General features: G+C 65.9%; 19 protein-coding genes. 7 read left to right on the top strand and 12 right to left on the bottom strand.

Annotation, left to right across the window (positions count from 1 at the left end; all coding sequences use genetic code 11):
* Positions 1-19: 19 nt before the first annotated feature.
* On the bottom strand, positions 20-1219 hold the full coding sequence (locus IEW02_RS17535) for a PucR family transcriptional regulator (RefSeq protein WP_188546197.1): 1200 nt from the start codon (positions 1217-1219) through the stop codon (positions 20-22).
* 428 nt (positions 1220-1647) lie between these two features.
* Between IEW02_RS17535 and IEW02_RS17530 the strand changes: the two genes are divergently transcribed.
* The gene (locus IEW02_RS17530) at positions 1648-2598 is read left to right on the top strand and encodes an acyl-ACP desaturase (RefSeq protein ID WP_188546087.1); all 951 of its coding nucleotides are present in this window, start codon (positions 1648-1650) and stop codon (positions 2596-2598) included.
* 119 nt (positions 2599-2717) lie between these two features.
* Here IEW02_RS17530 and IEW02_RS17525 read toward each other — a convergent pair whose 3' ends face one another.
* From IEW02_RS17525 to IEW02_RS17515, 3 genes are all read right to left on the bottom strand, one after another.
* Positions 2718-3044 carry a cupin domain-containing protein gene (locus tag IEW02_RS17525; RefSeq protein ID WP_188546086.1) on the bottom strand — a complete coding sequence of 109 codons (327 nt, stop codon included), beginning with the start codon at positions 3042-3044 and terminating at the stop codon, positions 2718-2720.
* A 140-nt stretch (positions 3045-3184) separates the two neighbouring features.
* The gene (locus IEW02_RS17520; protein ID WP_188546085.1) at positions 3185-3664 is read right to left on the bottom strand and encodes a dihydrofolate reductase; all 480 of its coding nucleotides are present in this window, start codon (positions 3662-3664) and stop codon (positions 3185-3187) included.
* Positions 3661-4461 carry a thymidylate synthase gene (locus IEW02_RS17515; RefSeq protein ID WP_308933192.1) on the bottom strand — a complete coding sequence of 267 codons (801 nt, stop codon included), beginning with the start codon at positions 4459-4461 and terminating at the stop codon, positions 3661-3663. Before IEW02_RS17515 ends, IEW02_RS17520 begins: the two co-directional genes overlap by 4 nt.
* 26 nt (positions 4462-4487) lie before the next feature.
* On the opposite strand from IEW02_RS17515, the gene cobF reads away from it, so the two are divergent.
* Together cobF and IEW02_RS17505 are read left to right on the top strand one after the other, a co-directional pair.
* A complete protein-coding gene (cobF, locus tag IEW02_RS17510) occupies positions 4488-5243 on the top strand; it encodes a precorrin-6A synthase (deacetylating) (RefSeq protein ID WP_188546083.1) in 756 nt (251 codons plus the stop codon).
* A gap of 5 nt (positions 5244-5248) precedes the next feature.
* The gene (locus IEW02_RS17505) at positions 5249-6115 is read left to right on the top strand and encodes an Fpg/Nei family DNA glycosylase (RefSeq protein ID WP_188546082.1); all 867 of its coding nucleotides are present in this window, start codon (positions 5249-5251) and stop codon (positions 6113-6115) included.
* A gap of 6 nt (positions 6116-6121) precedes the next feature.
* Here IEW02_RS17505 and IEW02_RS17500 read toward each other — a convergent pair whose 3' ends face one another.
* A complete protein-coding gene (locus IEW02_RS17500) occupies positions 6122-7681 on the bottom strand; it encodes a carboxylesterase/lipase family protein (RefSeq protein ID WP_188546081.1) in 1560 nt (519 codons plus the stop codon).
* Positions 7682-7734: 53 nt separating this feature from the next.
* Between IEW02_RS17500 and IEW02_RS17495 the strand changes: the two genes are divergently transcribed.
* Positions 7735-8286, top strand: a complete 552-nt coding sequence (locus IEW02_RS17495) for a molybdenum cofactor biosysynthesis protein (protein WP_229746105.1) — start codon at positions 7735-7737, stop codon at positions 8284-8286.
* 39 nt (positions 8287-8325) lie between these two features.
* On the opposite strand, the gene IEW02_RS17490 is transcribed toward IEW02_RS17495, so the two are convergent.
* Positions 8326-9768 (bottom strand): dihydrolipoyl dehydrogenase family protein, encoded by a 1443-nt coding sequence (locus IEW02_RS17490; RefSeq protein WP_188546079.1) that lies wholly within the window; start codon positions 9766-9768, stop codon positions 8326-8328.
* 37 nt (positions 9769-9805) lie between these two features.
* Between IEW02_RS17490 and IEW02_RS17485 the strand changes: the two genes are divergently transcribed.
* Positions 9806-10558 (top strand): SDR family oxidoreductase, encoded by a 753-nt coding sequence (locus IEW02_RS17485; protein WP_188546078.1) that lies wholly within the window; start codon positions 9806-9808, stop codon positions 10556-10558.
* A 7-nt stretch (positions 10559-10565) separates the two neighbouring features.
* Here the strand turns inward: IEW02_RS17485 and IEW02_RS17480 are convergent, their stop codons facing one another.
* From IEW02_RS17480 to IEW02_RS17460, 5 genes are all read right to left on the bottom strand, one after another.
* Complete coding sequence (locus tag IEW02_RS17480; protein ID WP_188546077.1) at positions 10566-10811, bottom strand: DUF2630 family protein; 246 nt, start codon at positions 10809-10811, stop codon at positions 10566-10568.
* A 32-nt stretch (positions 10812-10843) separates the two neighbouring features.
* Positions 10844-12100 carry a hypothetical protein gene (locus IEW02_RS17475; RefSeq protein WP_188546076.1) on the bottom strand — a complete coding sequence of 419 codons (1257 nt, stop codon included), beginning with the start codon at positions 12098-12100 and terminating at the stop codon, positions 10844-10846.
* Positions 12097-12858: a crotonase/enoyl-CoA hydratase family protein gene (locus IEW02_RS17470; protein ID WP_188546075.1), complete on the bottom strand. Its 762-nt coding sequence runs from the start codon at positions 12856-12858 to the stop codon at positions 12097-12099. Before IEW02_RS17470 ends, IEW02_RS17475 begins: the two co-directional genes overlap by 4 nt.
* A 184-nt stretch (positions 12859-13042) precedes the next feature.
* Positions 13043-14686 carry a glucose-6-phosphate isomerase gene (gene pgi / locus IEW02_RS17465; RefSeq protein ID WP_188546074.1) on the bottom strand — a complete coding sequence of 548 codons (1644 nt, stop codon included), beginning with the start codon at positions 14684-14686 and terminating at the stop codon, positions 13043-13045.
* A gap of 123 nt (positions 14687-14809) precedes the next feature.
* Complete coding sequence (locus tag IEW02_RS17460; protein ID WP_188546073.1) at positions 14810-15124, bottom strand: chorismate mutase; 315 nt, start codon at positions 15122-15124, stop codon at positions 14810-14812.
* Positions 15125-15511: 387 nt separating this feature from the next.
* Here IEW02_RS17460 and pcrA point away from each other — a divergent pair, with 387 nt between their 5' ends.
* Positions 15512-17947, top strand: a complete 2436-nt coding sequence (pcrA, locus tag IEW02_RS17455) for a DNA helicase PcrA (protein WP_188546072.1) — start codon at positions 15512-15514, stop codon at positions 17945-17947.
* A gap of 65 nt (positions 17948-18012) precedes the next feature.
* On the opposite strand, the gene IEW02_RS17450 is transcribed toward pcrA, so the two are convergent.
* Entirely contained in the window at positions 18013-19188 is a 1176-nt protein-coding gene (locus IEW02_RS17450; protein WP_371829965.1) for a M23 family metallopeptidase, read from the bottom strand.
* Positions 19189-19408: 220 nt separating this feature from the next.
* Here IEW02_RS17450 and IEW02_RS17445 point away from each other — a divergent pair, with 220 nt between their 5' ends.
* Positions 19409-21232, top strand: coding sequence for a hypothetical protein (locus tag IEW02_RS17445; protein ID WP_188546070.1), 1824 nt, complete (start codon positions 19409-19411; stop codon positions 21230-21232).
* The last annotated feature ends 23 nt before the right edge of the window (positions 21233-21255 follow it).

Below are 21255 nucleotides of genomic sequence, written 5' to 3'. Positions count from 1 at the left end.
TCGACGACGAAGCGCCAGCTCAGGCCCCGATCGACGAACCTTCGAGCCGACGTGCGACGAGCGCCGCCTGCAGGTGCCGAATGCCCGACGGACGCGTCGGATCGAATCCGGTGAGGTGTGCGATCCGCTTGAGGCGGTAGTCGACGGTGTTGGTGTGCAGATGCAGTTGCCGTGCGGACCGTTGGCGGTTGAGATCGTGCGCGATGTGGATCTCGAGGGTGTCCAGCAGCTCCGGGCTGTTGTCGAGCGGCTCCAGGATGCGCATCAGGAACTTGCGGCCGGGGCCCGGGCGAGTCAGCTGGTACTCGAGGACGAGATCGTTCATCCGGTAGACGCCGGGCCCGCGGCGGAGTTGCTGGCTGAGGTCGAGGAGCTCGTGCACCTGGTCGGCTGCGGTCGGAATGTCCGACGTGGCGGCCTGCTCGACGGTCATGATGACGGGCACCTCGGCGGCGGCACTGATGCGCGCGACGAGGTCGTCGACCCAGGTGTCGTCGTGATGACCCGGCACCAGCACGGTGCCGCCCTCGGGACTGAGCATCGACAGCGGCGTGCGGCCGCAGATGATCGCGAGTTCCGCCTGAACCCGTCGCAGCTTGCGGCGCGCAGCGACCGGTCGCTGCACCGCGGGGTTGGATTCGTCCGGATGCGGCGGGATGGACAGGGCGAGAACCAAATACGTCTCGGCCAGCTCGATACCCGATTGCCGCGCCATCGAGCGCGCGTTGTGTCCGCTGAGCAGCGAGGTGACGAGAGTGTGTGCGGCCGTATGGTGTTCGCTCGCGACCACCTGCAGCTCTTCGACGTAACTCGTGGCTGCGGCGGTCGACACCATCTCCGAGAGCGAGACGAAGGCCTTCGCTGCTTCGACCACATCGGCGATGTCACCGGCGCCCGCGCGTTCGGCGACGAGATCCCACCCGATCTGAATTCCCTCGTGGTAGACGCTGAGAACAGACTGGAGAGGGACGCCTTCACGGGCCCACTGAGCCGCCTTCGACCCCAGTTCCGTCACCTCGGCATCGGACGGTCCGCGGCGTTCGTCGAGCAGACGCACGGCGAGTGTGAGGCACTTGACCGTGAATTCGGTGACGTCGCCGCGCAACTGCTCGCCGGGAAGGGTGTGGCACGGAGTGTTGGCGGCGAAGTGGCCGACCATGCGGCGTGCGACGGATTCGAGGTCGCGTAGCGGAGTGGACGCAGGTTCGCCCGCAACCATGAGGCCGGACGCGGGCTTTCCGGCCACGGTCAGTCCGGGTGCCGCCTTCGCGGCGGTCTTGGCCGCTGTGGCGGTGTGTCCGGCCGTAGATAGGTTGTGAACGCTCACAGGTCATCCTCTCGTCGTACGCCGACGCTGCCTAAGTTACTGGTTCGTAGCTTTGTGCGGAAGCTCGAAACACGGTCGAGAGTTTTTTACTTCCGTCAAAACAGGGCGTAACTCCGGATACTAGGTCCAAACAGAGCCAACAGCAGCGTTTTGACCATCATGCCTGGAAATTGCTCTGTGACCAATACCAGGTCTGGGTGTGGCGGATTGCGACTTGACCCAACATCGCCGGGAAAGTCTCGAAAGTGTCACGGAAACGGTCTTGAGTTGACGTCGAGGCCGGTGCGTTGTGCCGCCTCGGCTATCCGAAGGGGACTTGCATGGCCAAGCAGATGACGCAGCTCGAGTTGCTGCGCGAGCTTCAACCCGTGGCAGAAGAGAACCTGAACAGGCACCTGGGCCTGTCGAAGGAGTGGCACCCGCACGATTACATCCCATGGAGCGAGGGCAAGAACTTCGCGGCCATGGGCGGAGTCGACTGGTCGCCCGAGCAGTCCAACCTGACCACCGTCGCCAAAGCGGCCATGGTGACCAACCTCCTCACCGAGGACAATCTGCCCTCTTATCACCGCGAGTTGGCCGAGAACTTCACGATGGACAGCGCCTGGGGAACGTGGGTCGGCCGGTGGACCGCGGAGGAGAACCGGCACGGAATCGCGATGCGTGACTACCTCGTGGTCACCCGCAGCGTCGACCCCGTCGCGCTCGAGCGGGCACGCATGGAGCACATGACCGTCGGCGTCTCGTCGCCGCCGATGGAAGGAAACAACCTTCTGCACGGTCTCGCCTACGTGACGTTTCAGGAGCTGGCGACGCGCGTCTCGCACCGCAACACCGGAATCGCGTGCAACGATCCGATCGCGGACAAGCTGCTCGCCCGCATCGCGGCGGACGAGAATCTGCACATGATCTTCTACCGGAACCTGTGCGCTGCGGCGATCGAGCTCTCGCCCGATCAGGCCGTCAAGTCGATCACCGACATCGTCATGAACTTTCAGATGCCGGGTCTGAACCAGCCGAACTTCCGTCGCAACGCGGTGCTGATCGCGAAGTACGGGATCTACGACCTGCGTCAGCACCTCGACGAGGTCCTCATGCCAGTCCTGCGTAAGTGGAAGATCTTCGAACGCACCGATCTCGGTGCCGAGGGCGAGCAGGCTCGCACCACCCTTGCCGAGTACCTCGACGACATGGGCAAGCAGGCAGCGCGTTTCGAGGAATCTCGGGACCGTGCACTCGCCCGCGATCGCGATCGTCAGGTCGCCGTCTGAGCTGCACCCGACGGACCCGGTGATCGAGAAGGTCCCGGGGACGCCGCTGGTGCGACATGCCGTTCTCTCCCGTCAGGTGGGTCGGGAGAGAACGGCATTCGCATGTCTCGGTGGAGCAGCTAGATGGCGACTGTCAGCAGGAAGGCCACGTCTTCCACTGCCTCGACGCTGTGACGTGCATCCGGGATCACCAACAGGTCTCCGGTGGACCCCTTCCACGACTTCTCCCCGCTGACCAGTTTGAGTTGGCCGCTCAGGACCAGAACCGTCGACTCACCGCTCAGGTCGTGCTCGGCCAGGGACTTGCCGGCCGCCAGGCCGACCACCGTCTGACGCAACTTCCGCTGGTGGCCGCCGTACACGGTGTGCGAACTACGTCCGCTGGTCGCGGTCTGTGCCATCTTCAGCTGCTGCCGCGCAAGCGCAGTCAGCGATTTCTTGTCCATGGTCTTCGTCCACCTCTGACTAGTGGCCGACCGGCCTCCGGCCTGCCCGTGCGGTTTTCGGCAGTGCCGCTCCGGGGCTGTGGAGGGGCGTGCTCACCGCAAGTATCTCCCACCGACCCCGCGCCGGTGCTGCGAATCGCTCAGCCGCTCGTGTACCGCACGTACCGGTAGCGAATGCCCGAGGGTGAACTCGTCTGCCAGTCACCGACGGTTGCAGCGAACGTCGACGGAACCTCCGGCGCGACGGTGTCTCCTTCGATGTCGACGTCCACCTCGGTCACCTCGAGGACGTCGGCGAACGGCAGTGCCGCGCGGTAGATTTCACCGCCCCCGATCACCCAGACGTCACCACCGTCGAGGACCTCGTCGAGCGACGCAACGCGCTGTGCACCCTCGGCGCTCCATTCGCTCGACCGCGTCATCACCAGGTTCGTCCTGCCCGGAAGCGGACGAAAACGGGCGGGCAACGAGTCCCACGTCTTGCGGCCCATGACCACGCGACCGCCGGCCGTCACCTCGCGAAAGTGCGCCATGTCCTCCGGGATTCGCCACGGGATTCCTCCGTCGGCGCCGATCACTCCGGAGAGCGACTGAGCCCAGATCAGTCCGACTCGGCTCATACCGCGACGGGCGCCTTGATGGGTGCGTGGTGCTGATACCCGACGATCGCAACATCGTCGAACGTGTAATCGAAGACCGAATCCCGTTGTGCCAGTTGCAGAGTAGGGCTGGGAAACGCGTCGCGAGAGAGCTGTTCGCGAACCTGGTCGACGTGGTTGTCGTAGATGTGGCAGTCGCCGCCGGTCCAGACGAAGTCGCCCACGGCGAGACCAGCCTGCGCTGCGACCATGTGGGTCAACAGCGCGTAGCTGGCGATGTTGAAGGGAACGCCGAGAAAGAGGTCGGCGCTGCGCTGATACAGCTGGCAGCTCAACTTGCCGTCCGCGACGTAGAACTGAAAGAACGCGTGGCACGGCGCGAGGGCCATCGACGGGATGTCTGCCACGTTCCATGCCGAGACGATCATCCGCCGCGAGTCGGGATCGGTTTTCAGGGTCTCGATTACCTGCGAGATCTGGTCGATGTGCTCGCCCGACGGCGTGGGCCACGATCGCCACTGCACGCCGTAGACCGGGCCCAGCTCGCCCGCCGGATCGGCCCATTCGTCCCAGATACTGACCCCGTGTTCCTGCAACCACCCCACGTTGGACTCCCCACGCAGGAACCACAGCAGCTCGTAGACGATCGACTTCAGATGAACCTTCTTGGTGGTGACGAGAGGGAAGCCCTCGGACAGGTCGAACCGCATCTGATGTCCGAACAGGCTGGTGGTGCCGGTTCCGGTGCGATCGGCCTTGGCGGTGCCCGTCTCGAGGACGAGGCGCAGCAGATCTTCGTACGGGGTGGGAACGATCACGAGAGCTGAGTTTAGGCTCATCTCCCATGCGAGTGCTGCACCTCATCGGTATCGGCGCGGGTGATCGCGACCAGGTCACCGTGCAGGCCGTCAAAGCCATGAACACGGTCGACGTCTTCTTCGTGATCGACAAGGGCAACCCCAAGCAGGGCCTCGTGGACGTCCGGACAGAGATCTTGGCCGAGCACGTCACTCGGGAACATCGAGTCGTCGAGATCGAGGACCCGCCGCGTGACCGCACCCCCGCCGACTACGGGAACGCGGTCGACGATTGGCACGCCCGTCGGGCAGCGCGCATCTCCGACGCCATCGCCGCCGAACCCGAGGACGCCGTCGGCGCAATCCTGGTCTGGGGCGATCCGTCGTTGTACGACAGTACGATTCGCGTGATCGAACGGATCCTCGCGCTCGGCCGAGTCGGTTTCGACTACGACGTGATTCCCGGCGTCACCAGTGTGTCCGCGCTCGCCGCGCAGCACCGCATCGTGCTGAACCGAGTGGGGGAGGCCGTGCACGTCACCACCGGCCGCAATCTGCGCGACCACGGACTGCCGGAGGGTGTCGACGCCGCCGTCGTGATGCTCGACTCCGACTGCAGCTTCACCGCACTGCCCGAGTGGGACATCTGGTGGGGCGCCAACCTCGGAACTGCCGACGCGCGAGAAGTCGCCGGCAGGGTCGCGGACGTGGTCGACGAGATCGAGCGGGTACGCGCCGAGGTCAAAAGCCGCGCCGGGTGGGTCATGGACACTTACCTCGTGCGCCGATCCCGCCTATCGTAGAAGTCATGCCCGAGTTACCCGAGGTCGAAGCCCTCGCGGGATTCTTGCGCGAGCACGCTCTCGGCGCCGTCATCGGCCGGATCGACGTTGCCGCGCTGAGCGTTCTGAAGACGTTCGAGCCGCCCATCACCGAGATGCAGGGCAAGGACATCACCGACGCCGCCCGTTTCGGAAAGCACCTTGCGGTGCAGGCGGGCGGATTGTGGATGATCACGCACCTCTCGCGCGGTGGTTGGCTGCGGTGGACGGACAATCCCAGCGCGACGCCGCCGAAACCCGGCAAAGGTCCACTGGCACTGCGGGTTCACCTCTTCACCCCGGAAGGTCTGACGCCCGCGTTCGACCTCACCGAAGCCGGGACCAAGAAGCGGCTTGCGGTGTGGGTGGTGCGAGATCCGCAGGAAGTTCCGGGCATCGCGCGACTCGGTCCCGATGCCCTCGAGGTGACCGAACTCGACTTCGCCGAAATTCTGCGGAGCACCACGGCGCGCATCAAGAACTCCATCGTCGACCAGTCGCTGCTGGCCGGCGTCGGCAACGCGTACAGCGACGAGATCTTGCATCTGGCCAAGCTGTCGCCGTTCGCGACGTCGAAGTCGTTGAGCGATGCGCAGATTCACACCCTCTACGAGGCCATGCGCACGTTGCTGCTCGATGCCGTGGACCGATCGGCCGGCCAGGACGCGGCCAGGCTGAAGGGCGAGAAACGCTCGGGCATGAGAGTGCATGCGAGAACCGGACTTCCGTGCCCCGTGTGTGGAGACACGGTGCGCGAGGTGTCGTTTGCCGATCGGTCGTTCCAGTACTGCCCGACGTGTCAGACGGGCGGCAAGGTGCTCGCCGACCGTCGACTGTCGCGTCTGGTCAAGTAGGGCCGATCAGCCCACGTTGTCCTTCTGGCTCGCGGTCTCGGAGTCGAGGGCACCGTTGTAGCCGACGTACCCGTCCCAGGCGATCCGCTTGCGGAAGTTGGGATCGTTCTCGACTCGGCTCTGCGCGTCCAGGATTCGCGTCGACCTCGAGGTGGTGTCGAACTTCGGCCACGTGGGCAACGGAGATCCGGTGCGCGCGAACGAGATCCAGTGCGCCTGCATTTCCTCGGACACCCTTGCCGCACCCTTGCGGTCCCCGATCAGGGTTACGAACTTACCGAACAGCGTGCTGTAGATGTCGAAGACGGCGAACAATTCCGATCCGTGGGTAGCGTGCAATCCGAGCAGCCGCAGCAACCGCGGGGCGAAGTCGTAGCGGTATGCGAAGGTCGGTGCGAACTCCGAGTGTGCCTCCATCAATTCCACGGACGGTTTCCAGAACGTGTAGTCACCGCCGACGTCGATGGCGGCGGCGGACTTCGGGTAGCCCGTGTACGCGCCGGTCACACGCTCTTCCGCCGCTGGGTCGGTGTTCTGGAACAACGTGTGGATCCGGACCGGGTTGGTCGGCAGGGCGTCGAGGAACCGCGGGAACAGGGTTCCCTCGCGCTTGTTCGTGCCGATGATCAGGGGCACGCGCGTGGCGTCGCCGTTCTCGAACGTGGCGAGCGGCGCGTCGGGAATGTAGTCACCGTCGATGACGGGACCGAAGGGGAGGAGGCCGGGAGAGCGCTCGGAGATGATCTTGGCCAGTGTGTTGCCGGCCTTCCCGAGGGTCTTGGTGTCCAGTGCTTCGAGCCGCGCGGCGGCGTCGGCGCGGTCGATGCCGAGCAACTCGATGTATTCGCGTGCGAAATCGGCGGTCTGCGCGGACGTGAGAACCAGGCCGGGCGCTGCGCTCTCGGCGATGACCTTGTGGAACAGCCCGCTCGCTGCCGGGGTCGCCATCAGCGTGGTGACGGCGGTACCACCGGCTGATTCGCCGAAGATGGTGACGTTGTCGGGATCGCCGCCGAACCGTGCGATGTTGCGCTTCACCCATTCCAGAGCAGCCACGTGGTCGCGGACGCCGAGGTTGTTGTCGATGGGGCGAGTCGGTGTGGAGAACGTCGACAGGTCGAGGTAACCGAGCGCACCGAGGCGATAGTTCATCGACACGTAGACGATCTCGCCCTTGCGCGCCAACGAAATGCCGCCGTACAACGGTGTCGCGGAGGTTCCGAGGATGTACGCGCCACCGTGGATGAAGACCATGACCGGACGCGGCTTCACCGGTGTGGTGGCCGGTGCCACGACGTTGAGGGTCAGGCAGTCTTCGCTGGTCTCCTGGTACTTGCCCGGTCCGAGCATCGTGCCGGCGCGACCCTGTGACGCAGCTTTGCCCCAGTCGAGCGCGTCACGCACACCCGTCCACGGCTGCACCGGCTGCGGTGCGCGCAGACGCAACGGTCCGACCGGGGGAGCGGCGTAGGGAATTCCGCGCCAGGTCACCACGTCTCCCTGCCTGCGACCCCGAAGGGTGCCTTCGACAGTGTCGACGTCGGTGGTCTGCGCTGCGTTGCCCATCCTTCGGACTATACGTAACACCGTTCCACGGGTAACAGGAGACAATGAATGGTGTGACACATGAGTACCCGATCCAGATAATTCAGTTGCTCGTCTCACCTACGCACGCGTATTTCGGCCGCGCAAAGAACGGGCCGGCCGACGTTCCGACGACATTGCCCGACCACGTCGACATCGTGGCCGGCAAGGGCATCCGCGGCGACCGCTTCTTCGGCGTGAAAGCGCACACGGAAGCAGCAGTGACGTTCCTGGCCATGGAGGCGTGGGAGGCAGTGGCGCAGGACGTCGATCCGGCCGTCGCGCGCAGAAACGTCGTGGTGCGCGGGCTCGAGCTCGACCCTCTGCGGGGTGAGGAGTTCGTCCTCGACACCGGCGACGGGCCCATCCTGTTCCGCGGAGGCCGACCGGCGCACCCCTGTTCGTGGATGGACACGATGGTGGTCGACGGCACCCGCAAGGCACTGATCGGTCGCGGCGGACTACGCGCGCAGCCGATCAGTTCGGGAATTCTCCGCGTCGGGCAGGGCATCGTGATCTCACCGGTCGAACTCGATGCCGGGCGCGCCGCCGATTCGGTCCGCCGCGCCCAGCCGCTGGGCCACTGACTGCCCGAGTTCGCCGGCCCGCATCGCCGCGAATTGGGTCTACCTCCGCGACTCCAGCAACCGCAACCAGATCTCGCTGACCGTCGGGTACGACGGGACCGCGTGCCACAGGCTGTCCAGCGGGACCTTGCCGACCACGGCGATCGTCGCGGCGTGCACCAGTTCGGCCACACCCGGACCGACGAACGTTGCACCAACGATGGTGTCGGTGGTCTTGTCGACCACCAGTTTGGCGTGGCCGGTGTAGTTGTCCTGCTGCAGCGACGATCCCGCCACGGCGATGTCGCTCTCGACGATTTCCACGTCGATGCCCTGGTCGCGGGCTTCTTTCTCGAAGATGCCCACCGCCGAGACCTCTGGCGAGGTGAACACGACCTGCGGGATCTGCCCGTGATCGGCCGACGCGCTGAATCGCGATTCGCCGAGTTGTTGTGCCGTCGCGCGCGCTGCGATCACGTCTCCGCACACTCGACCCTGATACTTGCCCATGTGGGTGAGCAGCGCCCGGCCGTTGACGTCGCCGACGGCGTAGAGCCACTCACCGTCGACGCCCCGGACCTGGAGATGATCGTCGACCTCGATGGACGTACCGCCGTCCACGCCGACCGATTCGAGACCGAGATCGCCGGACGCGGGCCGTCGTCCCGCGGCCACGACGATTTCGTCCGCAGTGACCGATTCGCCGTTCACGGTCACGGTCACCGGCCCGCCGTGGATGTGTCCGTAGCCGGTATCGCGGGCGTCGGGTCGATCGACGCCGTCCAGCGAAGCGCCGAACAGGATCCGTACGCCCTTGTCCTGCAGCGACTTCGCGACGGCTTCTCCGGCGAAGGGTTCGTTCCCGGACAGAAGCGACTTCCCGCGCACCACCATGGTGATCTCGCGAGTGCCGAGCGACAGCAGCCAGGTGACCGATTCGCATGCCACCACCCCACCACCAACCACGATGACCCGCTCGGGAACCTTGTGGAGGTTGGTCGCGTCGCGCGAGACCCAGGGGAGCGCTTCGCGCAGGCCGGGGGTGGACGGGATCGATGCCGTCGTGCCGGTGGCCAGGACGACCGCGTGACGTGCGGTGATCGTGCGATCGCCGACAGTGACCGTTCGCGGCCCGGACAGCCGCCCGTGCCCGCGGATCACGTCGATGCCGGCACCCTCGGCCCAGTCCACCTGCGACGAATCGTCGAGGCCGTGCGTGTAGCTCTCGCGCCGGGCGAGGACGGCAGCCGTGTCGAGCTCGCGGTCTCCGACGATCTCCTTGACGCCGGGCATGTTTCGAGCCTGTTCGAGAACCGAGCCGGGCACCAGCAGGGCCTTGCTGGGCATGCATGCCCAGTAGGAACATTCACCGCCCACGAGTTCGGCTTCGATGATCGCGGCGGTGCGGTCGCTGCCGGCGATCGCGTAACTTGCGGCGTTCTCGCCGACGGGTCCACCGCCGATCACGATGACGTCGTATTCGGACTTGGTCTCTTGGCTCATCACACCACGGTATTCCCGCGCCCTAAGGTACTGAACCATGACGCGGCAGAAGATCCTCATCACCGGTGCGAGCTCGGGTCTCGGCGAAGAGATGGCGCGACGATTCGCGGCCATGGGACGCGATCTCGCGCTGTGCGCCCGGCGCGTGGACCGGCTCGAGGCGGTGCGCGACGAGTTGCGAACCTCGGCGCCGGGGATCACCGTCGCGATCGCGCCGCTCGACGTCACCGATCACGACGCCGTGGTGCGCGTGTTCAGTGAACTACGCGACGAGCTGGGCGGGTTGGACCGGGTGATCGTCAACGCCGGCTTGGGCAAGGGGGCGAAGATCGGCACCGGCAAGGCTGCAGCGAATCTCGCTACGGCGCAGACGAATTTCGTCGGCGCCCTGTCGCAGGCGGAAGCCGCTCTGGAGATTTTTCGGGCCCAGAAATTCGGACACCTGGTGCTGGTGTCCTCCGTGAGTGCGTCCCGCGGGCTCCCGGGTTCGAAGGCGGCGTACTCCGCGTCCAAGGCCGGGGTGTCCGCGCTCGGCGAGGCGCTCGACATCGAACTGTCGGGAACGAAGATCGTCGTGACGACGCTGCTTCCCGGGTACATCGCGACCGACATGTCGGCCGGTGCGGGCGACACCGGACCACTTCTGGCCACTCTGGACGAGGGCGTGTCGGCAATGGTGTCCGCGATCGAGAAGGAGTCGACGCGGGTGCCGTTGCCGGGTCTGAAGTGGCGCGGTATCGACGCGGCGTTGCGTTTTCTCCCCACCGAGGTGACGCGACGGTTCGCGTGAGCGACTCCTACTGCAGGTAGCCCTCGACCTGGTTGACGCTGGCCGTCTCCGCATCGTCGGGGGACAGCCCGCCGTCGATGCGAGCGCGCCTGCGACGCAACAGGTCCCACGCCTGGTCGAGAGACTCCTCCAGCGCTTTGAGCTGTGACCGCTCCTCGGCCGGATCGAGGTCACCGGCCTCGGTCTTGGACCTCAGCTCGTGCTCCTGGTCGATCAAATCCTTGATGCGTGCGTGGATGTCCGAATCACTCATACCGACGAACTCTAGTCTCACCGGACTCGCGTTCACCAGAACCGAGGTTCGAGGTTCCACTGCGCCGACGCCTCACGAAGAACCCCCTCGAGCTCGACTCGCGCGAGCGGATCGGTGCCGACGATCGACATCGTGTACCGGTCGTGAAACCGAGAGATGTACGCGGACAGCGTCGTTCGCATCTTCAAAGCCCCGGCTGCGTCGAGGCGGGGATGAATGGCACGCGTCGAAATGCGAGTGCCTCGCCCCAGGCTCAACGTGTCGGGGAGAGGTCCGATGTTGGAGCACAGCGCATCGCGCTGACCGGGCATGGGCGCCAGCTTGGACGCCACGCGGTCCGACACCACCTGCAACAGCTCCTCGGGGAATCCGGCCGGCCCTCCGATCGGAACACCGTAGGCAGATTTCGCCGTCGTCCGAATGGTGGCGAGGGTGTCCGAGGCCCGGACGGCCACCTCGCTCATCGAGACCGAGTTCGCGGCCGACCCGGCGCGCACCATCCGCACGGGGATGCTCAGGGTCACCCGATCCCGTCCGAGAAGCAGTCGCGTTGCGGTGGCAACGACGGCCGCGAACAACACGTTGGAGGTGCCGCCGCCTGCCTTGGCAACGGTGTTCCATTGCGCTGCAGAGTAATCCACGACGAACGACGGGGGAGACCAGTTCGCTTCGGGCGCCGCCGCCACGGGCGCGGACCGGTTGTCGCGCACGTAGGCGATCAGCTCGGCGCGTCGCATCGGGTCGGTGATCAACGTGCCCAGTGCGCGAGCGGTCCCGCCTCCGACGATCCGAAGCTGATCCACCGCGTCGGAGCGGTCGGTGCCGTCCGGTTCGTCGGTCACCGGTGCGGGGCGACCGGTGAGCGCCGCATCTGCCGCGTCGACGAGACCGGCAGCGTCGGCGAGCGCGTGCGAACACACCAGCGAGACGACGGTTCCGCCCCCGGTCACCCGAGCGGTCGACAGCCGCCATCCGACGCCGAACTCGGGGTCGAGTTCGAGGTCGCCCTGCCGGTCGGCCCATGCGATGACGTCACCGTCGGCGAGGGTGTCGTCGACCGTCAGAGGCAAGGTGTCCCGCGACGTCACCCACCGTCTGCGTGCCCCCGGAATGCGCGGTGTGACGACCTGCCGGCCGAGAGTTCCGAGGGCGAGGCGGCGATGGAAGTCCTCGAGGACACCGAGTTCGACCTCTTCGTCGACGACCCACAAACCTTGCAGCGCAACGGGAGTTCCCAGACCACGATGAGTTCTCAGGAACATCTCGTCCACGATGGACAGACGGCTCACTCGTCGAACGATCCGTGTCTGCCGGCGCCGGCGGCGAACCGTGCGGCGCCGTCGAGTGCGTCGACGATAGAGGACGTTCCGTGCCGGAATTCGTTTCTGATCGCCGTTTCCTCGTCCTTGCCTTCCTGCTCGAGGGCAGAGAGGCGATCCCCGCGCATGCACGCCTGCGGGAACGCTGCGAGTTGGTGTGCGAGTTCCTCTGCGGCGTCGCGCGCCGTTCCGGTGGGTACGACTCGATTGGCGAGCCCCATCGCCTGCGCCTCGGCCGAGTCGACGGCCCGGCCGGTGAGGATCAGATCCAGTGCGCGCGAGAGGCCGATCAGGCGGGGAAGGCGCACCGTTCCGCCGTCGATCAAGGGAACTCCCCACCGGCGGCAGAACACACCCAGCACGGCGTCCTCCTCGACGACACGAAGGTCGCACCAGAGGGCGAGTTCGAGCCCGCCGGCGACCGCGTGGCCCGCGACCGCGGCGATCACGGGCTTGGAGAGTTGCATGCGTGTCGGACCCATGGGTCCGTCTCCGTGTTCGGTCGCCGAATTCGATCTGTCGGTGCCGAGGGCCTTGAGGTCGGCGCCGGCGCAGAACGTGCCGCCCTCGCCCCAGAGAACGGCGACGGCGGCGTCTGGATCGGCGTCGAACTCCTCGAACGCCGACACCAGGGCGGCGGCGGTGGGTCCGTCGACAGCGTTGCGGGACTCGGGCCTGGACAGAACGACGGTGAACACCGGTCCCGAACGCTCCACGCGGACAGTCATGTCGCGAGCTCCGTCATACCTTGACCGTACCTCCGGTCACCCGTTGTGGGACGTCCTGAATCGCCGCGAGTTTTTGTTGTGAGAAGTGTGTAACGGATTGTTGGGTGCCGCCGACATACCGGTCGAGTCCGTGCGGCACTGTCAGACCCCCGACCCGGCAGCGCCGCACGGACTCGCCTATCGATCAGCGACCCCGCTGGGTGCGGTACCAATCCACCAGTGCCGAGGTCGACGAATCCAGTTCTGTCGCAGGCTTTTCTGCCTCCGTGAGCACCGGCGTCAGTTCCTGCGCTTGCGTCTTGCCCAGTTCGACACCCCACTGGTCGAACGAGTCGATACCGAACATGACTCCTTCGACGAACACCTGGTGCTCGTAGAGTGCGATCAGTTGGCCGAGAACCGACGGTGTCAGCTTCGGCGCGAGGATCGATGTCGACGGCCGGTTCCCCGGCATCACCTTGTGCGGCACGATGTCGGCCGGAGTGCCGTCCGCAGCAATCTCTTCCGCATTCTTGCCGAACGCCAACACCTTGGTCTGAGCGAAGAAGTTGCTCATCAGCAAGTCGTGCATACTGCCCGTTCCGTCGGCGGTCGGGAGATCGTCGATCGGCTCCGCGAATCCGATGAAATCGGCCGGAACGAGGCGAGTTCCCTGGTGCAACAGCTGGTAGAAAGCGTGCTGGCCGTTCGTTCCCGGTTCGCCCCAGAAGATCTCACCCGAGTCGACCGTGACCGGTGTGCCGTCGTGTTTGACGGACTTCCCGTTCGATTCCATCGTCAGCTGCTGCAGGTAGGCGGGGAAGCGGGACATGTCGTTGGCGTACGGCAGCACCGCTCGTGACTGGGCTTCGAAGAAGGTGGAGTACCAGAAACCGATCATGCCCAGCAGGACCGGCGCGTTGGCTTCGAGTGGTGCGGTGACGAAGTGTCGGTCCATGGTGTGAAAGCCGTCGAGGAACTCGGAGAACTGGTCCCTGCCGATCACCAGCATCACCGACAGTCCGATTGCCGAGTCGACCGAGTACCGCCCGCCGACCCAGTCCCAGAACCCGAACATGTTCTCGGTGTCGATACCGAAGTCCGCCACCTTCTCTGCATTGGTGGACACTGCGACGAAATGCTGCGCGACAGCAGCATCACCCAGGCGTTCGGTCAACCAACGCCGCGCGGCTGTGGCATTGGTGAGCGTCTCGAGGGTCGAGAACGTCTTCGAGGCGACGATGAACAGGGTGGTGGCCGGATCCAGATCGGACAGCGCGGCGATCATGTCCGCGGGGTCGATGTTCGAGACGAACTTGGCAGAAATGCCGGCGTCGGCATAGTGGCGGAGGGCGCGGTACACCATCACCGGTCCGAGATCGGATCCGCCGATACCGATGTTGACGACCGTGGTGATCTTCTCCCCGGTAGCGCCGAGCCAGTGTCCCGATCGGACGCGGTCCGAGAAGTCGCCCATGCGGTCGAGAACCTCGTGCACGTCGGCGACGACGTCCTGGCCGTCCACGACAAGAGTTGCGTCCTTGGGCAAACGGAGCGCGGTATGGAGAACGGCGCGGTCTTCCGAAGTATTGATGTGTTCACCGGAGAACATGGCATCGCGGCGCTCGTCCAGCTCCGCTGCTCGCGCCAGACCGAGAAGCAATTCGATGGTCGTCCGATCGACGCGGTGCTTGCTGTAGTCGATGTACAGATCACCGGCCGTGAGTGTCAGGTCACTGCCTCGCGCCGGGTCGTCGGCGAAAAAATCCCGCAGATGACGGTAGGCGATGCGGTGCTGATGATCCTTCAGCTTCTTCCAGGCTTCGGTGCCCGTGATGTCGACGCTCATACTCGCCAACAGTAGTGCGCCACCGATCCGATCGCCTGCTACGACGAAAGCCCCGAACGAACGCTTTCGCGCCGTCGGGGCCGTCGTGACAGGGAGTCGGTAGTGGGGGTGCTGCGGGGTGGATCAGTGACCGAGTCGACCGCGGCCGAGACGGAGCAGCAGCATCGCGAGGGTGTGGCCTTCCTGACCCAGATCGCTGAAACGCTGGAGGACCTTCATCTCGCGGCTGTGCACCAGGCGAGGGCCACCCGATGCCATGCGAGTGCGGCCGATGATGCGCGAGACCTCGGTACGGCGCTTGACAGCGGCCAGGATCTCGGCGTCGAGTCGGTCGATCTCCTTGCGAAGCTCGTCGATCTCGGCCTCGGAGGTCGGCAGATCGGAGTCAGCCGGCTGGGAGGGCTGGGACGATGACGCGGACTGCAATGTTGTGCTCATATCTACTCCTCGTGTCAGAAGGTGTGTCGTCGGTCGGATGTGGTCTGTTACAACGACCACTGCCTGCGTACCGACACATACCTCGTGACTATCCGTACGCGAACGGTGGAACCGATCGGTTCACATCATGGATCAAGCTGTCTTTGCTGGCGAAACAAACCAACCTTGCCGTAGAGCACGGCCTGCATTGTGCCACCTGGCGGGCGGCACCGGGACCGAGAACAGAATCCCATCGCGGCTCCTCGGGTCGGAAGCGTAGTTCACTACGTGATTCGCACCCGGCGTCGCCGAAGATTACTCGTACCGCTCACTTGTTTTTCTCGATGTGTCGGTGGCGACCTCGTCGTGGCGAACCATGTCGGCACCCGCCGGTAGCCTGTACAGGCGATGAACACCGATCTCCCCGTAGCCCCCGCGACCAGGTCCTCCGATGCGTTGTTGGAGGGTCTGAACCCGCAGCAACGGGAAGCGGTGATGCACACCGGATCGCCGCTTCTCATCGTCGCCGGTGCCGGATCGGGCAAGACGGCGGTACTCACGCGGCGCATTGCGTATCTGCTCGCGGAGAGAAACGTCACCCCCGGCCAAGTTCTGGCGATCACGTTCACCAACAAGGCTGCGGCGGAGATGCGGGAGCGCGTCGTCTCGCTCGTCGGCCCACGCGCCAACTTCATGTGGGTCTCCACCTTTCACTCGAGCTGCGTACGCATTCTGCGCAGCCAGGCGACGTTGCTGCCGGGACTCAACTCGAACTTCTCGATCTACGACGCCGACGATTCACGACGGTTGCTCACGATGATCGGCAAGGATCTGCAGCTCGATCCCAAGAAGTACTCGTCGCGGTTGCTGGCCACCCAGATCTCGAACCTCAAGAACGAGCTGATCGACCCGGATCAGGCGGTGTCCGACGCCGAGAAGGATCCGGCAGAGCTCCCCGCCATCGTGGCCAAGGTCTACTCGCATTACCAGCAGCGGCTGCGCGCGGCCAACGCGTTCGACTTCGACGACCTCATCGGCGAGACCGTCTCCCTGCTGCAGAACTTCCCCCAGGTCGCCGAGTACTACCGACGTCGGTTCCGCCACGTACTGGTCGACGAGTACCAGGACACGAACCATGCGCAGTACATGCTGGTGCGGGAACTGGTGGGCACGGGAGCCGAGACCGGGGGTGACGGCGTCGGTCCGGGAGAGCTCTGCGTGGTCGGTGACGCCGATCAGTCCATCTACGCCTTCCGCGGCGCCACCATTCGCAACATCGAGGAGTTCGAGCGGGACTACCCGGACGCGCGGACCATCCTGCTCGAGCAGAACTACCGGTCGACCCAGACGATCCTGTCGGCGGCCAACGCCGTCATCTCGCGCAACATCGGTCGCCGCGACAAGAAGCTGTGGACCGATTCGGGCGACGGGGAGCTGATCGTCGGCTACGTCGCCGACAACGAGCACGACGAAGCGTCCTTCGTCGCGTCCGAGATCGACCGACTGGTCGACGGTGGGGACATCAAGTTCTCCGACGTCGCCGTGTTCTACCGCACCAATAATTCCTCGCGAGCGCTCGAGGAGATCTTCATCCGGCTCGGCCTCCCGTACAAGGTGGTCGGCGGCGTGCGGTTCTACGAGCGCAAGGAAGTGCGCGATATCGTTGCGTACCTTCGGGTTCTGGCCAACCCGGACGACACGGTCAGCATGCGTCGCATCCTCAACACCCCGCGCCGCGGCATCGGCGATCGGGCCGAGGCGTGCGTCGCCGTGCACGCCGAACGCAAGAACGTCAGCTTCACCCGCGCGCTCTACGACGCAGCCGACGGGCGCGTGGCACTGCTGAACACGCGCTCGCAGAAGATGATTGCGGCATTCGTCGAGATGATCGACGAGTTGCGAGCGGTCATGCACTCCACCGACACCGACGGCAACAGCGTCGGAGACATCGGCGAGGTCGTCGAAGCCGTACTCGACCGCACGGGCTATCGCGCCGAACTCGAAGCCAGCTCCGATCCGCAGGACGGCGCGAGGTTGGACAATCTGAACGAGTTGGTCAGCGTCGCAAGGGAATTCAGCGCTGATGCCCGCAACGCGGAGGACATTCCAGACGTGGACATCTCGGCGGATCTCGCCGAGGAGCAGGACGAGGAGTCCGACGGCTCCCCAGACCCCGGCTCTCTCGCAGCGTTCCTCGAACGAGTCTCGCTGGTGGCAGACGCGGACCAGCTGCCCGACAACGGCGACGGCGTCGTCACCATGATGACGCTGCACACCGCGAAAGGCCTCGAATTTCCGGTGGTGTTCGTCACCGGCTGGGAAGACGGGCAGTTCCCGCACATGCGCGCACTCGGTGATCCGGCGGAGCTGTCGGAGGAGCGGCGGCTGGCGTACGTGGGTATCACTCGCGCCCGGCACCGTCTCTACGTCACCCGCGCCATCATGCGGTCCGCGTGGGGGCAGCCCATCAACAATCCCGAATCCCGCTTCCTGCAAGAGATTCCGCAGTCACTCATCGACTGGAAGCGTGAAGATCCGGGTGTGGGGTCGGGCCGCGGCGGATTCGGGTCGGGGCTGCAGCGTGATTGGACGTCACCGGTGCGCAGCGACAACTGGCAGTCTCGACCGGCGCAACCGGCGACTCCCAGTTTCGGTGCGGCACGAGCGCGCAACAACACCCTGGTGCTGGCGGTCGGCGACCGGGTCAACCACGACAAGTACGGGCTGGGCACGGTCGTGGAATCCGAGGGTTCCGGTCAGCGAGCGATGGTGCTGGTCGATTTCGGTACGTCCGGCCGCGTGAAGATGATGCTGATCGGCGGAGTGCCGATGACCAAGCTGTAGAACGCGGGACTGAAAAACGCGGGCCTGTAAGACGAGAGGCTGTAAAACGCGAAGGTGTAAGGCGCTCAGTCGCGCTCGGGGCCGAGGCTGATGCCGCGGGTCGCGAGCCACGGCAGCGGGTCGATCTTGTTCTCGCCCGCGAGGTGTACCTCGAAGTGAAGGTGCGGCCCGGTCGACTGACCACGGTTGCCCATCTTCGCGATCTCGTCGCCGGCCATCACCTTCTGGCCCACGGTGACCTCGGTGCTGTCGATGTGGCCGTACACGGTGATGGTTCCGTCGGCGTGCTGCAGACGAACCCACATACCGAAGCCTGCGGCCGGCCCGGAATCGACGACGACTCCGTCGGCCACTGCGTGGATCGGCGTTCCGATGGCGTTGGCGATGTCCACGCCGGCGTGCAACGTGCCCCACCGCGAACCGAAACCGGAGGTGTAGGTGCCGATGGCGGGAAGGGAGAACAGCGGACGAAGCTTCTCGGCCTCGGCTGCCGCGCGTTCCTGCATGTAGCGCTGGCCTTTGGCGAGCAACTCGCTGAACTGTCCGAGATCGGCAGCCGACGCGACGTTCAAGATCTGCGGAGCGGCCGAGTTCGAGGCCGTGACCATGGGTGCACCCGTCGACGTGGCGGCAGGAACGAGACCCGCCGGCGTCGGGATGGTGGTGACACGGTCCGCAACGACGGCGGCAACGTTGTTCGCAGCGGTCACGGGGCTCTCGCCCGCGGCAAGCGCGACGTCCGAGGACACCGTCTGCTCGGGAGCGGGGCTGTGGTTCATCGCTGCCTGCCCGGCAGCGACGACGGCGCCGGCGGCCACGGCGACGACGGCCACCCGGCCCTTGAGGGCATTCGGAGGTGCGGGGATGCGGTGCGCTCCGGAGCGACGAACGTTCGTCGGAGGGGTCACGTCACCGGAGACGACCTTGTCGGCCGGGGTGAAGAACGTGCTGGCCGCGACGGACCCGGCCGAGCGGCGGGATTCGCGTCGAGGTGAAACGGGAGTGGACGGCAGCGCCGCAGCCGACGCCGGGTACTCGGCCGACTCGTGGTTGCGGTCCCACGGGGAGTCGAGCAGATCGCGGAACACGTCGTCGGAATCGTCGAAGAACCGATCCATCGTGAAGACGGTGGAGTCATGCTCGTCGGGGGTGGCCGGGGGGCGAGAGGAGGGGTCCGTGTGGTCGGTGACGAAGCCTGAGGAGAATCGACTCGAGGTGAACGGGGTGCGGTGTTGCTGCAAGACCTGCCGTCCTCCTGATTCGTGATCTGCTCGTTATGCGGACTGGGCGACGGTAACGAAATGGTTGCGAGGCGCGCAAGCCAAACGCGATATGGGGTCCAATATGTGGGATGGCTCACATCCTGAGCTGGCAAAACCCGGTTTGAGACTCGAAGACATAACAAGGGCCTGCGTGTCCCTGCACACGACGGACGGTCGCACACCGATAACGTCGGTGCGCGTGAGCAGTTCTTCCGGGCCGTCGGTTCGGCCGCAGCGTATAGCTCCGACGGGTTCGGTCGACGTCCTTCGTGACCCCACCGCGCCGTTGCGTCACGGTGTGTTGTCGTCGTCGCTCGGTGCCGTCTCCGTCTGCGTCGCCCCGATCGTGGGAGTGACTTCCGGAGCCGGGTCCGGTTCGCTGCCTGGGATTCTGTTCGTCGTCTTCTGCACGCTGGTGGTGCCGGTGCTGGCGTTCCTCTCGCTCGTGCGGGGGCGGGTCGGTTTCGGCGGCGCGCTTCTCGCGGGGTCGGGAGCCGTCGCCGTCGGATTCGCGGTGATCGACGTGCAGCTGCTGACGGGCACGATCGACGCCAACCGTCTCGAGCTGTTCCGGCCTCTCAGCGCCGCCGTGCTCGATCCGGGAGCCGGGGCGTACCTCGTTCTCGTCGGACACGTTCTGATCGCTCTCGCCGGCGTCGGTGGGCTCGTCGCAGTGGGCCGTGCGTCACTGCTCGACGGATACGGCGATGCCGGATCCGCCGCCGGCCGCATCGGGGGATGGGCGGCGACTCTGGCGGCGGTGGCGACAGTGGTCCTCGCAGGTGCGCTGTTCGCGCCCCCGTTCGACTCCGCAGATCCGGTGTTCCTCGTCGCCACGGTGGTCGACGGTCCGACCCTGCTGGCCGTCGGCTCCGCGCTGATGGCGGTTGCCGCGCTGGCGGTCGTCGGTGCAGGACTGTCGTCGGTCTCCACGTCCGCGGCATCGGGTGCGCTGATCGGCACTGCTGTCGCGGCCCTCGGTCTCGTCGGCACGCGCTGGATTTCGGCGGCGACCACGCAGGACCGCATCGGTTCCGGTGTCGGGTCGATCGCTGCCACCGCCGCGGCGACGGTGCTCCTGGTGGTCGGTCTGTCCGTACCGGCGCTGGCCCACCGCACCCGCGACGCTCCATCTGTGAAGCCGATTGCAGCGCCCGCGGCCAAGATGGGCAAGTCGGCACGTGCTCGGGCGGCGGCCGAAGCAGCCGCTACGGCACGGGCGCGGTCCACCCGCCGGCATGCGATCGCAGGCGCCACCGGTGTCGCGGCGGGAGTGCTGCTCGCAGCCGGCGCTCTGCTACCGCTGCTGCGTGTTCCGGACGGGCTGGCCGAGCCGAACATTCTCGGCGCTCGCATCGCCGTGCTCGGCGCGGTCGTCCTCGTTCTGCTCAGCGTCACGCTGTTCTTCTCGGAGCTGGCCCCATCGGTTCGGCCGACTGTCGGTGTCTTCTGGGTTGCCGCGGTGATGTGTGCGACGCCGGTCCTGCAGGCGTTGGTCCTGGCACTCGGAGTTCCAGAGGTGCGTATGGGTTCCGGCGCCGTCCTGATCGGCGTCGGCGTCGTTGTCACCGGAGTGACCGGTGTACTGCTGTGGGTTGCTGGGTCGGCCGAGCGTGAGGACGTCGACACCTCGATCGACCAATCGCCGTCGCAGGCCACGGTGTGGACCGGCGCACTCGGAGCACTCGTTTCCGTCGTCGCGCTCGGTCTGCCGCTCTACACGTCCGACGAGACCGCGGCCGCCACCTTCGCCGAGTTTCCGTGGGGATGGGACGCCTGGGGCCAAGCGCTGTTCGGTGTCGCGGTCGTGGTCACGGTGATCGTCGCTGCGCGTGCACGCCCCGCTCGCGGCGCCGCACTGCTGTGGGGAGCCGCGGCGGGAATGGCCGTTCACATCGCCGGCTGGCCGCTTCTCGAAGTACGCGGCGGTGCTTCAGGTCCCGGTGCCGGTGCCCTGGCCGGTGCCGTCGGAGCGGCGATGCTCGTGGCTGCGGGCGTCGCACGACGACGTACTCGTCGGTAGGTTGCGCCTACGCCCTCGGAGGC

The sequence above is a fragment of the Rhodococcoides trifolii genome (assembly GCF_014635345.1).
GTDB lineage: Bacteria > Actinomycetota > Actinomycetes > Mycobacteriales > Mycobacteriaceae > Rhodococcoides > Rhodococcoides trifolii.
Note: the sequence above shows the minus strand (reverse complement) of the source record. Positions and strands in the feature narration are given on the sequence as shown.

Bases quoted from the DNA above. Each gene is read 5' to 3' on its own strand.
- IEW02_RS17505 (WP_188546082.1), top strand. From the start codon at position 5,249: ATGCCCGAGTTACCCGAGGTCGAAGCCCTCGCGGGATTCTTGCGCGAG.
- IEW02_RS17460 (WP_188546073.1), bottom strand. From the start codon at position 15,124: ATGAGCACAACATTGCAGTCCGCGTCATCGTCCCAGCCCTCCCAGCCG.
- IEW02_RS17470 (WP_188546075.1), bottom strand. From the start codon at position 12,858: ATGACTGTCCGCGTGGAGCGTTCGGGACCGGTGTTCACCGTCGTTCTG.
- IEW02_RS17490 (WP_188546079.1), bottom strand. From the start codon at position 9,768: ATGAGCCAAGAGACCAAGTCCGAATACGACGTCATCGTGATCGGCGGT.
- IEW02_RS17525 (WP_188546086.1), bottom strand. From the start codon at position 3,044: ATGGACAAGAAATCGCTGACTGCGCTTGCGCGGCAGCAGCTGAAGATG.
- IEW02_RS17520 (WP_188546085.1), bottom strand. From the start codon at position 3,664: ATGAGCCGAGTCGGACTGATCTGGGCTCAGTCGCTCTCCGGAGTGATC.
- IEW02_RS17480 (WP_188546077.1), bottom strand. From the start codon at position 10,811: ATGAGTGATTCGGACATCCACGCACGCATCAAGGATTTGATCGACCAG.
- IEW02_RS17485 (WP_188546078.1), top strand. From the start codon at position 9,806: ATGACGCGGCAGAAGATCCTCATCACCGGTGCGAGCTCGGGTCTCGGC.
- cobF (WP_188546083.1), top strand. From the start codon at position 4,488: ATGCGAGTGCTGCACCTCATCGGTATCGGCGCGGGTGATCGCGACCAG.
- pcrA (WP_188546072.1), top strand. From the start codon at position 15,512: ATGAACACCGATCTCCCCGTAGCCCCCGCGACCAGGTCCTCCGATGCG.
- IEW02_RS17500 (WP_188546081.1), bottom strand. From the start codon at position 7,681: ATGGGCAACGCAGCGCAGACCACCGACGTCGACACTGTCGAAGGCACC.
- IEW02_RS17535 (WP_188546197.1), bottom strand. From the start codon at position 1,219: ATGGTTGCGGGCGAACCTGCGTCCACTCCGCTACGCGACCTCGAATCC.
- pgi (WP_188546074.1), bottom strand. From the start codon at position 14,686: ATGAGCGTCGACATCACGGGCACCGAAGCCTGGAAGAAGCTGAAGGAT.
- IEW02_RS17530 (WP_188546087.1), top strand. From the start codon at position 1,648: ATGGCCAAGCAGATGACGCAGCTCGAGTTGCTGCGCGAGCTTCAACCC.